Source organism: Herbaspirillum sp. ST 5-3 (assembly GCF_004804275.1).
GTDB lineage: Bacteria > Pseudomonadota > Gammaproteobacteria > Burkholderiales > Burkholderiaceae_D > Noviherbaspirillum.
This window is the reverse complement of sequence record NZ_STGI01000001.1, coordinates 214,182-226,227: the sequence shown is the minus strand read 5'-3', so window position 1 is coordinate 226,227 and position 12,046 is coordinate 214,182. Positions and strand designations below refer to the sequence as shown.

13 protein-coding genes are annotated in these 12,046 nt (G+C 60.2%); 4 read left to right on the top strand and 9 right to left on the bottom strand.

The window, feature by feature from the left end:
- Window positions 1–66: 66 nt before the first annotated feature.
- Window positions 67–612, top strand: coding sequence for a nucleotidyltransferase family protein (locus E6W33_RS01100; RefSeq protein ID WP_136413372.1), 546 nt, complete (start codon window positions 67–69; stop codon window positions 610–612).
- 67 nt (window positions 613–679) lie between these two features.
- On the opposite strand, the gene E6W33_RS01095 is transcribed toward E6W33_RS01100, so the two are convergent.
- A complete protein-coding gene (locus E6W33_RS01095) occupies window positions 680–1,015 on the bottom strand; it encodes a hypothetical protein (RefSeq protein WP_136413370.1) in 336 nt (111 codons plus the stop codon).
- Window positions 1,016–1,393: 378 nt separating this feature from the next.
- Between E6W33_RS01095 and E6W33_RS01090 the strand changes: the two genes are divergently transcribed.
- Window positions 1,394–2,263 (top strand): DUF72 domain-containing protein, encoded by an 870-nt coding sequence (locus E6W33_RS01090; protein WP_136413368.1) that lies wholly within the window; start codon window positions 1,394–1,396, stop codon window positions 2,261–2,263.
- On the opposite strand, the gene E6W33_RS01085 is transcribed toward E6W33_RS01090, so the two are convergent.
- The 6 genes from E6W33_RS01085 to E6W33_RS01060 form a co-directional block, all read right to left on the bottom strand.
- Window positions 2,180–3,613 carry a bifunctional serine/threonine-protein kinase/universal stress protein gene (locus E6W33_RS01085; protein WP_136413366.1) on the bottom strand — a complete coding sequence of 478 codons (1,434 nt, stop codon included), beginning with the start codon at window positions 3,611–3,613 and terminating at the stop codon, window positions 2,180–2,182. The genes E6W33_RS01090 and E6W33_RS01085 overlap by 84 nt on opposite strands.
- Before the next feature lie 2 nt (window positions 3,614–3,615).
- Window positions 3,616–4,359, bottom strand: a complete 744-nt coding sequence (locus E6W33_RS01080) for a metallophosphoesterase family protein (protein WP_136413364.1) — start codon at window positions 4,357–4,359, stop codon at window positions 3,616–3,618.
- 86 nt (window positions 4,360–4,445) lie between these two features.
- The gene (locus E6W33_RS01075; protein WP_136413361.1) at window positions 4,446–4,892 is read right to left on the bottom strand and encodes a cyclic nucleotide-binding domain-containing protein; all 447 of its coding nucleotides are present in this window, start codon (window positions 4,890–4,892) and stop codon (window positions 4,446–4,448) included.
- Window positions 4,893–4,900: 8 nt separating this feature from the next.
- Window positions 4,901–5,602 (bottom strand): 7-cyano-7-deazaguanine synthase QueC, encoded by a 702-nt coding sequence (queC, locus tag E6W33_RS01070; protein WP_136413359.1) that lies wholly within the window; start codon window positions 5,600–5,602, stop codon window positions 4,901–4,903.
- Window positions 5,603–5,690: 88 nt separating this feature from the next.
- A complete protein-coding gene (locus E6W33_RS01065; RefSeq protein WP_136413357.1) occupies window positions 5,691–6,443 on the bottom strand; it encodes a DUF3108 domain-containing protein in 753 nt (250 codons plus the stop codon).
- A gap of 24 nt (window positions 6,444–6,467) precedes the next feature.
- Complete coding sequence (locus tag E6W33_RS01060) at window positions 6,468–7,556, bottom strand: DUF3108 domain-containing protein (protein ID WP_136413353.1); 1,089 nt, start codon at window positions 7,554–7,556, stop codon at window positions 6,468–6,470.
- Between the two features lie 227 nt (window positions 7,557–7,783).
- Between E6W33_RS01060 and E6W33_RS01055 the strand changes: the two genes are divergently transcribed.
- Entirely contained in the window at window positions 7,784–8,473 is a 690-nt protein-coding gene (locus tag E6W33_RS01055; protein ID WP_136413351.1) for a PhaM family polyhydroxyalkanoate granule multifunctional regulatory protein, read from the top strand.
- A 20-nt stretch (window positions 8,474–8,493) separates the two neighbouring features.
- On the opposite strand, the gene E6W33_RS01050 is transcribed toward E6W33_RS01055, so the two are convergent.
- Together E6W33_RS01050 and E6W33_RS01045 are read right to left on the bottom strand one after the other, a co-directional pair.
- Complete coding sequence (locus E6W33_RS01050; protein ID WP_136413349.1) at window positions 8,494–9,747, bottom strand: MFS transporter; 1,254 nt, start codon at window positions 9,745–9,747, stop codon at window positions 8,494–8,496.
- 55 nt (window positions 9,748–9,802) lie between these two features.
- Complete coding sequence (locus E6W33_RS01045; protein WP_136413347.1) at window positions 9,803–11,008, bottom strand: MFS transporter; 1,206 nt, start codon at window positions 11,006–11,008, stop codon at window positions 9,803–9,805.
- 133 nt (window positions 11,009–11,141) lie between these two features.
- On the opposite strand from E6W33_RS01045, the gene E6W33_RS01040 reads away from it, so the two are divergent.
- Window positions 11,142–11,999 (top strand): ferritin-like domain-containing protein, encoded by an 858-nt coding sequence (locus E6W33_RS01040; RefSeq protein ID WP_136413344.1) that lies wholly within the window; start codon window positions 11,142–11,144, stop codon window positions 11,997–11,999.
- Window positions 12,000–12,046 lie beyond the last annotated feature (47 nt).

Genomic DNA, 12,046 nt, shown 5'->3' with positions numbered 1-12,046 from the left:
ACCAGGCACAACCGCCATCCCGAACCCAAGCGGGATGGCGGTTTTTTTATTAGTCCGGACAAGCAAATGCAGCTGCAAATACTTCGCGAATGGATCGCCTCTGATCCGCTGCGCATGCGTGCGTTGCGCATCGCACGCGAGCTCGCCTTGCCCGACTGGTGCATTGCGGCAGGCTTCGTGCGCAATCTCGCCTGGGACAGGCTGCACCGCTTCGAAATTCCGACGCCGCTGACCGATATCGATCTGATCTACTTCGACCCCGAACGCGCGAGCAAGGAACACGAGCGCGAGATCGAGGTGCGCCTTGCGGCAATCGACAGGGAGCTGCCATGGTCGGTGCGCAATCAGGCACGTATGCATACACGTAACGGCGACGAGCCTTACAAGTCCACCATGGACGCAATGAGGTATTGGGTCGAGCTGGAAACAGCGATCGGCGCGAGGCTCGATGCGGGTGGGCGGATCGAGATCATCAGCCCGTTCGGCCTCGACAGCCTGTTCGCGAAAAAGGTCACCCCCAACCGAAAACACTACAAGCCGGCGGAGTTCTCACGAAGGCTGACGAAGAAGAACTGGCTCTGGATCTGGCCGGGGCTGAAAGTCGATGTGTGAGAGTGTACGCGCGCACCGTGCCGAAGCACGTGGCGCGCTGTGTCGTTGCGGAGCATCAAAGCCGGCATCAGGCATCCAGTAACTGGTAGCGCAGCGCCGAGAGTTCGATATGCGTGAGGATGACGGCGCTCTTCAGTTCGTAATTCATGCCGTCCGCGGGATGGATCTTGTTTTGCGCCTGGTCGCTGATGCGCGCCAGATCGTCGACACTCTGCCGCACACCACGTGCATCCCGCGATTTCAGCGCGCGTTGCGCCTGGCTGGAACGCTGGCCGAGCTGATGCACATAATCTTTCAATTCTTCCGGCACGCTGCTATCGGAGTGGCAGGCACGCATGGCGTGATAAATGGTGCGGTCGATGAAACCGAGCCGCTGCCGAATGTCTTCACTTTGCACGTTCATTCAAGACTCCTGTTCGAACCTTGGTCAAGGATCAATCGGTAAGCTCTGATGAAGTCTGAAATCGATTCGGTCAAGGTCCGAGGAATCAGAGAAACAGTGAAGGCTTCGTCAGAGCGCTGGTTTGATGATTTGTTAACAGCGAAGTTCCTGATGAAAAAATGTTCATTGTGGTGGACGTTCTTGGTCAATGCGCTCCCGGAATACAGTGATTCGGTCAGCCGCATCGTGGTGCTGAAAGACGCGGAAGGCCTATTCTGCACCTCGCTTCGTCCGGGATCAATTCGCACTGCACAATGTCTAACAGCCAATTGGGCAGAGGGAAATTGGTGCGCTGCGCAATGCGACCGCCTTGCCATACCGCGCGATGGGGACAGTTACATGGATGGGGATGTTTTGACGGAAATCGGCGCGTTCCCCTGGGCGGGTGAACTTTCCGGCGGCCCGTATATCGGCTGCGCGGGATGGAACTTGTCGAGTGCGGTGCAGGAATATTTTCCGAAAGAGGGCAGTCATCTGGAACGCTATGCAGCCGTCTTTCCTGCGGTCGAGATCAACACTTCGTTCTACCGTCCGCACCGTCCGGCGACGTATGCGCGCTGGCACGACAGCGTGCCGGATGCGTTTCGCTTTTCAGCAAAGATTCCGAAGGAAATCACGCATGAACTGAGCTTGCGAAACGTCGAGCCGGCGTTGAGGAAGTTCATCGGTGAAGTGAGCCACTTGGGCGAGAAGCTGGACCGTCTGCTGGTACAGCTCCCGCCCCGATTGCAATACGATGCGTCGACGGCCGAGCGGTTTTTCCATGCCTTGCGCGAGTTGACCCCGGTATCGATCGTCTGCGAGCCGCGTCATGCGACCTGGTTTTCCGATGCGGCTGCCGCGACCTTGGCCGGGCATGATATTGCCTATGTGACTGCCGACCCGCCGGTCGCTCCACCGCCGGAATGCGCGCACGCCGCACGCACGATCTACCTCCGGCTGCATGGTTCACCGCATGTCTATCATTCGGCCTATTCCGAGGAAGAACTGGATCGGATTGCGGATGGTATCGAGCACGATACGCTGGCCGGCAAATCCGTGTGGTGCGTCTTCGACAATACCGCCAGCGGCGCGGCTGTACCAAACGCATTGGCCTTGCTCGGTCGCTTGCGTCGCGCTCTGGCCTCAGGCGCCGGGCGCGTTGGCGCTGCTGCCGGCGCTCTTGACCACGGTCACCGTGCAATCCGCTTGCGCAACGACTTGCGATGACACGCTGCCGAGGTAGCGGCGCAACGCCGAGCTGCCGCGTGAACCGATCACGATGTGATCGACGTCATTGATCTTGGCGTAATCGACGAGCGCGGCTGCAGGATCGGGCGCCTCGAGTACGTGGAAGGTAATCTTGTCGTGCGGGATGGCAAGCGGGCGCGCCCAGTGTTTCAGTCCCACCAGATGCTTCACATGGAGATTGCGCCCTTGCTTGTCGACGAATTCGTCCATGCCGATGCGATTGGTTTTCTGCACCGTCACGCACGCGAGTCGCGCGCCCGGTTCGGTCTGCAATACGCGGCGCGCTGCGAGGCGCAACGCATCGGCCAGCGCTTCCGAATTGTAATTGAGGTCGATCGCCACCATGATGATCGGCGCGCGCATGAGTTGCTGCGAGGCGGATTGTTGCGGCATCGGCTCCATGCCGATTGCATGGAACCAGCGGCGCGTCACCGTCAGGAAACCGTCACGCGCCTGTTTGTAGGCCCGCTCGGTGAGTTGTACCTGCTCGGGGTTCTGCAGGTCAAAGGCAAGTTGCGCGGCAGTGTCATGACGTGCGGCCGGATCGACTTCCAGACAGCGCAATATGATTTCCTGCAACCACAGGGGAATCTTGTCGTTGAGCGCGTGCGGCGGCGTCGCATCGCGATACAGACGGCGGCGCAAACCGGACACCGAGGTCGGATTGCCGTGCGGCCGCTCGCCGGTCGCAAGGTGATACATCAGCACGCCGAGCGCGAACAAATCGCTGCGCGGATCGTTGCGGATATGCAGCACCTGTTCCGGCGAAATGTAGGGGCCGGTGCCCATCGGCAGGCGGAATTCCTCGGCCAGCAAATCGGGCAGCTTGTCATGGCGCGACAGACCGTAATCGATGAGGATCGCTTCGCCGGTCTCGCGGAACATGATGTTGCTCGGCTTGATGTCGAGATGGATCACGTTTTGCCGATGCAAGTCGTGCAGGGCAGAGGCCACCTTGATGCCGATGTCCACCACTTCCTCGATCGGCAAAGGCGCCTCGTCGAAGCGCGAGCGCAGCGATTTTCCCGAGATCAGTTCCATCACGATGTAGGGCTGACCGGTGAAGTCGCCGGCGGAAACATAGCGCGGTACGTGGATGCCCTTGAGCTTGGGCATGATCATCTGCTCGACTTCGAAACCGACGATCGCAGCCGGATCGTTGTGATCGCCGAGGATGGGGATCTTCATCAGCAGTGGTTCGGGCGGTGCGTCCTGGTCGGCATCGACGCGCACCACGCGCCAGAGCGTGGCCATGCCGCCCTTGTGAAGCCTTTCTTCCAGACGGAAATCGTCAATCACCATCCCCGCTTCCAGACGGTTATGACTCATGGCTAACGTCCGTGCTCAAGCCGGTTGCCGACGCTTTGCGGTAGTCCCGCCTCGCGAATCTTGGCGGCCGTGGTTTCGTAATCGTAAGGAACGCGGAAGTAGATCAGTTCATGCGTGACGTCGTCGAACAAGGCGTAGCATGCGGCCGGATTGCCATCGCGCGGCTGTCCGACCGAACCGGGAATGACCAGCCAGCGGCGCTGCGTCCCGAGCGGAATGCTGCTGTCGCCAGTCGGGACGAAGGACGAGACCTTGCCGGTCGGCGACAGGTTGTACAAGGCGGGTTCATGCACGTGGCCGCAAAAGGTGATGCGGCAGCGCGTCGCGTACATGCTCTTGATCGCTTCCAGCGTGCCGGCCACGTATTCCCAGCTGCGCGGCTCGGCGGCGGTCGCATGCACGAACAGGCAGTTGTTCCATTCATGCGTCAGGGGCAGCCATTCGAGAAATTTCAATTGCTTCTCGTTGAGTTGCGCCCGCGTCCATTCGACCACCTCGCGCGCCTGCGGATTCATGTGCTTGCTCGGCGCCTGCGTGACCGCAACGTCATGGTTGCCGAGCACTGCGAAGGCGCCGCGCTCGACATAGTCCATCACGGTGTCGACTACCCAGCCCGGATCGGCACCATAGCCGACCAGGTCGCCGAGGAAGGCGTAGCGTTGTGCCTTGCGCTCCTCCGCATGGGCAAGGCAGGCGGCCAGGGCTTCGCGATTGGCGTGGATGTCGGTGAGTACGGCGATCAGCATGGAATTCTTCAGAAAGAGATGTCTATTTTGCAAGCGGGCTTGCCGATACCTGCATCGTACTCCTCGATTCTTTGAGTTTGCTTACACTAGCCCAGCGTCATGATCTCGTTGGCATGCCGCAGCCGTTGCGACAGCAGCACCGCGATGTTGCGAAACAGCTTGGACGAAATGTCGGGCAGCGCAGCGATGTTGTCGCCGTCCAGCCGCAGCACGCGGCAATGATTGATCGCCTTGACCGATGCGGAACGGCTGCGGCACTCGATCAGGGACATTTCGCCGAAACACTCGCCCGGACCAAGTTCCTGCAACAGTTTCTGCACGCCGAACGAGCGCTTGTAGATGCCGGCCTTGCCCGACAGCAGAACAAACAGGTGGCGATCCTGTTCGCCTTCGCGAATCGGATACTCGCCGGCGCGGCATTCGACCAGTTCGGCCTGCTCGAGCAGTCGCGCGAGTTCCGCTTGCTCCAGGCCGCGAAACAAATCAAGCTTGAGCAAAAGCTGGTAAGTCTCGGGTGCGCAATGGACGGACATTGTTTCCCCTAGTTCCCGACGAATTGACGATAACCGCGTGCGCGCAACTCGCACGCCGGGCAGCTGCCGCAGCCATAACCCCAGTCATGCAGCGCGCCGCGCTCGCCAAGGTAGCAGGTATGCGTGTCACTGCGGATCAGGTCGACCAGCGCCTGTCCGCCCAGATCCTGCGCGAGACGCCAGGTGGACGCCTTGTCGATCCACATCAGCGGTGTCTCGACCTTGAGGCGGGTCGCCATGCCGAGGTTGAGCGCAACCTGCAAGGCTTTCATCGTATCGTCGCGGCAATCCGGATAGCCGGAGAAATCGGTTTCGCACATGCCGCCGACCAGCACATCCAGGCCGCGCCGGTAGGCCACGGTGGCCGCGACCGTCATGAACAGCAGGTTACGTCCAGGCACGAAGGTATTCGGCAATCCGTTGTCCTGCATCGCTATTTCCACGTCACGCGTGAGCGCCGTATCGGAAATGGTCGACAGCAGGGACAGGTCGATCATGTGATCTTCGCCCAGCCTGGCATTCCAGTCCGGCGCGAGGGCGCGCATCTTTTGCAGCAGGGTAGGGCGGACGGTCAGCTCGATCGCGTGCCGCTGGCCGTAGTCGAAGCCGATGGTTTCCACGCGCCCATAGCGGGCCAGCGCCCATGCCAGGCAGGTGGTGGAGTCCTGGCCGCCGCTGAACAGCACCAGTGCACCGTTGGAAAAAGTCATGTGAATACCGGATATCAAGGTTGCGGCACATCCATGCCGGGAGACAAGGGATTGTAGCCTGCGCGCGCGAGGGTGGGAATCCGTTGTGTCAGGAGGACTTCTTGCTGACGTTCTCCAGCGTCTGTTCGATGTAGTCGCCATCGCTTTCGGTATAGCGAATGCGCGCCGGATACCATTCCTGCTGCGGCGCCAGCCAGATGTCCAGTTGCTGGTCGCCGGAATCGGGCTCCTGCACGCGCGTCACGTGCAGCGTGTTGAGCGTGCCGAGCGCGGTCTCGATCTTTTCCTGCTTCAAGACCTTGAAGGTCCATGCATGCGCCTCGCTCCTTCCTGCCACGGAAAAGGTCCACTCCGATCCCGGCTTGAATTTTCCGTGCGCGGCGCGCGCGATGGCGATCAGTTGCCAGACCGCGCTGCTGCGGTCCTGCTCGCCGCCACTGAGCGGGTAAGTCTCCTCGGAACCGGAAAAGCGAATCACGCCGGCGCTGCGGTCGAACGAGGTGGTGGTCGCGCCCTTGCGAAAGCGTTTCTCCGTAAAGCTGGTCGGCGCCAGGCCGTAGTCGTCGATGACGCCTTCGCTGCGCGCATCGAGAATTTTCCCGACCAGCATGGCGCGCGCCTCATTCGCAACAGAAAATTTCTTGTCCGCAGCCTCCCATTTGACGACCGCCTCGCCTTCCACCGGAAAGCCTTTTTGCCGCGACATGATCTTGTAGCTCAAGTCCACGGATGGAGGGATGTTGACGTGGTATTTGACCGCATGGCCGGCCGCCAGTAGCGGAACGGAAATGCCAAGAGCGAGAATCGTGGCCAGGGCCTTGTGCAAGAGAGGAAGCTTCATGAATCTTTCAGGTAAAAATCGGTTTCAGTGTGCCAGGGGCGTGAGGGATGACAAGGCCATGTCAAGGAAGTCGCCGCTGGCATAGGTGTAGCGTACCTTGACCGGATACCATTCCCGGTGCGATGCCAGCCAGATATCGATTTTCTGGTCGTGCGATTCCGGACGCGGCGCGCGCACGACGTGCCAGGCGGCGAGCTTGCCGTAAGGCGTCTCGATTTCCTCTTCGCCGATCACCTGGATGCGCCAGGTATCCGCGTCGCGCGCGCCCGCGACTACCACGTCCATCTCCGCGCCGGGCTGGAACTGGCCGGGATCGCCGCGCCCGATGCTGGCCAGTTGCCATATGACGCTGGCGCGGTCCTGTTCGCCGCCCTTGTATGGGTAGACGGCCTCGGATGCGGAAAAACTGATCTTGCGCTGTTCATGCTGGAAATGGGTGCTGGTCAAGGACTTGCGCCACGGCTTCTCGCTGTACAGCACTGGCGCGATGCCGGTATCGTTGATCGTACCTTCGCTGGTGAAGTTCAGCACCGTGATCTTGAAAATGAGCGAGATGCTGGCTTCGCCCGTCACGCGATAGTTTCCGCCTGTCGACTCCCAGCGGAATGCGCCGCTGCCATACCACTTCTGCTCGTCACGCAGCGCGAACACGTCATAGGTCAGTTCGGCGGACGGCGGCGGGTCGACCTTGTAGGGCGCGGCTGCCTGCGTTTCGTTTGCGGGCGGAGCCGGTTCGGCACTCGCCTCGGGAGGCGGCGTCTGCGGCGTGTCGGCCGCCACGGTTTCGCTTGCCGCGTCTGGCTGAATGTCCGCCGGCTCGGATACGACCGGCGCCGGCACGGACTGCGCATCCTGGACCGGTGGCGGTGCGGTGCGGTGACGGCGCTTCGGCTTCGGTTTCGGTTTGACGATCCCCGGTGACGGCGGGGCAATGATCTTCTTCGGCTCGGTCAGCAGCGCCGTCGTGATCACGGTTTGAGTCTCGTCGCGCCAGGACGGCATGCCGATGTGGCCATTTGCCCAATTGAACGCCAACAGATGCAGCAGCAGCGATGCAAGCAGAATGACAACCCAGCGCCTGGATCGGACGTCGGCGGATTGCGGTTCTGTCATGGGGGAACGAATGAAAGCCATTCTGCTAGTGTAACAACCTCTGGCGGCCGATTGCAGAGGGATGAAATAGTTGCTTCAGGGCAATGCATCGGCCTTGCGCGGCAGCTTCAACAATACAGTCTCGAGCGGGCGCATTTTTGTGGGAGCGCAAGACGGAACCTATATCATTTTGACCACTCCACCTAATCTGCTACTCTCAGCGATATTTCGAGACTTGGAGAGAAATCATGGTGAAGCCGACAATGCCCAACATCCCGGGAATGGGAGCGATGACGGACACGATTGATTTCGTCAAGAACCTGTGGGGCAGCATGGGCGTCCCGGGCATGAACATGGCCAACATGAACATTCCGGGCATGCCGGGCATGAATATCCCGGGCATGGTCATGCCAAGCTTGTCCGTCGAAGAAATCCAGAAGAAGATCACCGACCTGAAGGCGGTTGAATCCTGGCTGAATCTCAACATGAGCATGCTGCGCAACACGATACAGGCGCTGGAAGTCCAGGCGGCCACGCTGTCGACGCTGAAATCGATGGGTGACAGCTTCACCGCGAGCATGGCTTCCGCCACGCAGCCGCATGCGCAACCGGCCGCCGCGCAACCCCAGACCAATGGCAGCAACGGCGGTGGCGCTGAACATGGAACGGAAAAACTGCATGGCGCTCCGGAGCCGACCAGCAAGGATGAAAACGATGCCGCCGCACTGACCGCACCGCTGGTCAATGCAGCTGCCTGGTGGAACATGTTGCAGGATCAGTTCAAACAAGCAGTAGGTAATGCAATGACGGCCGAAGTACCCGCTCCTGTCGCCGCAACCACCGAAAAGGCGAAAGCGAAACCGAAAGCAAAAACCGCCGGCGCAACAAGCCCTTCGACCACGACCGGTACGGCACGCAAGCGCAAGACATCAAGGTAAGCCGGCGTTCGCAAGTCGATTTATCGTTGCGGCGGCGCCGATGCAGGCGCCACTTTCAGATGGCTTGCCACCCACAGGCTCGCGATGCCGCACACCACCGCAATGTAGCCGACAATGTTGTAATGCTCGACCTGGCCTTGCGCATTGCGGCTGATGATCAACCCGGCCACGAGCGAGGCCAGCCCGGAAGAAAGCATCTGCACTGATGATCCGAGGCTCATGAAAGTGCCGCGCACTTGCGGCGCGGCGACTGCGGTCACCATTGCCATGCCCGGCACGACGCGACCCGGCACCAGAATGAAGAACACGGTCGAGTTCGTCAGCACCACCCACCACGGCACCGGTACAAGATGCGTCGTCACCAGCAAGGGGACAAAGGCGGCGGCCGCCACCCAATGGAAGGTACGCAGCTTGCCATGTCGGTCAGCCATTCGCCCGATCAGACGCGACGTGAAAAAGGTGGCCGCGCCGCCGACCAGATAAATGACCGTAATGAAACTCTCCGTCATGCCGACATTCGCGGTGTAGTACAGCGCGATATACGGAATCACGGTGAAGCCCGTCATCATCAGGAGCGAGACGAACAGATAAGCCTTCAGGTGCTCGGGATTCTTCGCAACCGCGTAAATCTGCTGGAACACGTTGCCTTCCCGCTCGCGCTCCAGATGTGCCGTCAGCGGCGGCAGCAGGCGATATGCGATGAAAAGGAACATCGCGCACAGCACCACGATAAAGAAGAAGGGAGCGCGCCAGCCCAGCGCGGGAATATGTTCCGCTAAAAACAGGCCGAGCGGCACGCCGGCCACCGTCGAGAGCGAGAACGCCGCCATGATCGTTCCCATCGCCTGCCCGCGCCGCTCGAACGGCACCACGTCCGCCACCATGGTCTGCGTCATGCCGCTCATGATGCCGCCGAAAGCACCTGCCAGCGCGCGCGCCACGAGCAGGGCGGCGTAATTGGGGGCCAATCCGCAAGAGAGGGTCGCCAACATGAACAAGACATATAGCGTGAGCATCAGCTTGCGACGGTCAAAGCGATCCACGTAGGTTGCCGCCAGCAGGCCGGAGGCCGCGGCCGTGAAGGTGTACGACGACAGCAACAATCCGAATTCCTGCGTGCTCAGATGCAGTACCCGGATCAATTGCGGCCCGAGCGGCATCATGATCATGAAATCGAGAATGTGCGTGAACTGAATGCCGGCGAGCGCCAGCAGGAACAGGCGTTCGTTCTTGACCGGCGTGAAGGAGGATTGCGCAGGGGCGGGTGGATTCATGGGCTTGCCACGCGGTGGCGCTTGGACCGTGGTTATTTTGTCGGTGAAGAATACTTCAACTGACGGCATCCTGCTTCGGCCAACGCAGCAGCAACAGCAACAGCACCAGCGCAGCGGTCGCGAACACGCCGCCGGCCTCGAAGGTCGCAGCCGGCCCCAGCCCGTCCCACAGCAATCCCGCCAATACGCTCGCCAGCAGCATCGCCACCCCGCTGCCAAGATTGAACAAGCCATATGCCGTACCCCGCAGTTCGGGCGGCGCGGTGTCAGCGATCATCGCCGCGAGCAGGCCTTGCGTTGCCGCCATATGCAGTCCCCAGAACACCAGGCCCGCCCCGATCCACGCCAGGCCGCCGTCATAGGCGAGCAGCATATCGGCAACGATCAGTGGCACGATTCCCACTGTCAGCAAGGTATGGTGGCTCATCTTGTCCGCCAGTATTCCCAAGGGATACGCGCCAACGGCGTACACGACATTCATCAATACCAGCACCAGCGGCACCAGCGCCAATGCCAGGCCGCCTTGTTGCGCGCGCAATACCAGGAATGCTTCCGAGAAGCGCGCAAGCGTCAGTGCCGCGCCCGCGGCTACCACCCACCAGTACGTGTTCGGCAGCAATTTCAAGGCTGCCCGCGATACAGGAAAGGCGACCTTTCCCGGCGGCCGTGCTCTTGCAGGCTCGCGTACCCCGAATGCGAGCAGCAGCACGGCCAACATGCCGGGAATGACCGCCACCCAGAAAACGGCACGAAAATCGTTGGCCCATAACAGCATCAAACCCATTGCCAGCAGTGGCCCGACGAAAGCACCCACTGTATCGAGCGACTGGCGCAAGCCGAATGCGGCTCCGCGCACTTCCTGGGGCGTCACATCGGCGATCAAGGCATCGCGAGGCGCGCCGCGTATGCCTTTGCCGATGCGATCCAGAAAGCGCGCGCTCAATACCCAGCCGGCGCCGGTTGCCAGAGCGAACAAGGGTTTGGTCGCGCCGCCCAGGCCATAGCCGATTACCGCGAGCCATTTACGCTTGCCGACATAATCGCTGATGACGCCGGAAAACACCTTTGTGATCAATGCCGTCGCTTCCGCGATGCCTTCGATCACACCAACCGTGGTCGCACTTGTACCCAAAACCACGGTCATAAATACCGGCAGCAGACTATGGATGATTTCTGACGAAATATCCATCAACAGGCTGACAAAGCCCAACACCCAAACTGTACGGGGGATGTGGGGTGTTTGTTCGAGAGAGGTGGTCATAGAAATCCGCGCTTGTTGAACAAATTTTGTTGCATCGGTGCACTACATACAAACCTGAATCCGGAGCCGAGATTCCGGATCAAACGCTTTTCTTGGTAGAATCAAACACTTAACTCAATTTTGAAGGTGCGTAATGCTGTACCCAGAACTATTCAAATCGCTCGAACAGGTCCGTTGGAACATGGAAAAAGACATTCCCTGGGACCAGTTTGACGGATCAAAGCTCACAGACGAGCAGGCGCAGACAATACGGATGAATGCCATTACCGAGTGGTCCGCATTACCTGCCACCGAGATGTTCTTGCGTGACAACCGCGGCGACAGCGATTTTTCCGCCTTCATGTCCGTCTGGTTTTTCGAAGAGCAAAAGCATTCGCTGGTCCTGATGGAATACCTGCGTCGCTTCCGCCCCGAACTGGTGCCGACCGAAGCGGAACTGCACAACGTGCGCTTCGAATTCGATCCCGCGCCGCCGCTGGAAACCCTGATGCTTCACTTCTGCGGCGAAATCCGCCTCAACCATTGGTACCGCTGCGCATCCGACTGGCATACCGAGCCGGTCATCAAAGCCATCTACAAGATTATCAGCCAGGATGAGGCACGCCACGGCGGCGCTTACCTGCGCTACATGAAAAAAGCGCTCAACGAGGTCGGCGACAGTGCACGTGCCGCCTTCACCAAGATCGGTGTCCTGATGGCATCGGCGCGCCGCACCGAAAAGCCGCTGCATCCGACCAACTTGCATGTCAACCAGGCATTGTTTCCGAATGATACCGTGCAAAGCCGTCTTCCGGATCCGAACTGGCTGGAGCGCTGGCTCGACGGCCAGATCAAGTTCGACGGCGACTGGGAAAAGAAAGTGGTCGACCGCATCCTGCACAACATGTCGCTGCTGATGGAGCGCACCTTTGAATCGGTGCAGGACCTCAATCGCTATCGCAAGGAAGTCACCGCGCGCCTCGGCCAGAGTTCTCTGAAGCCGGCAGCCTGATCGCCAATCTCCTTCCGACTCATGTAAGCTTAGGGCCGCCAGCAAAC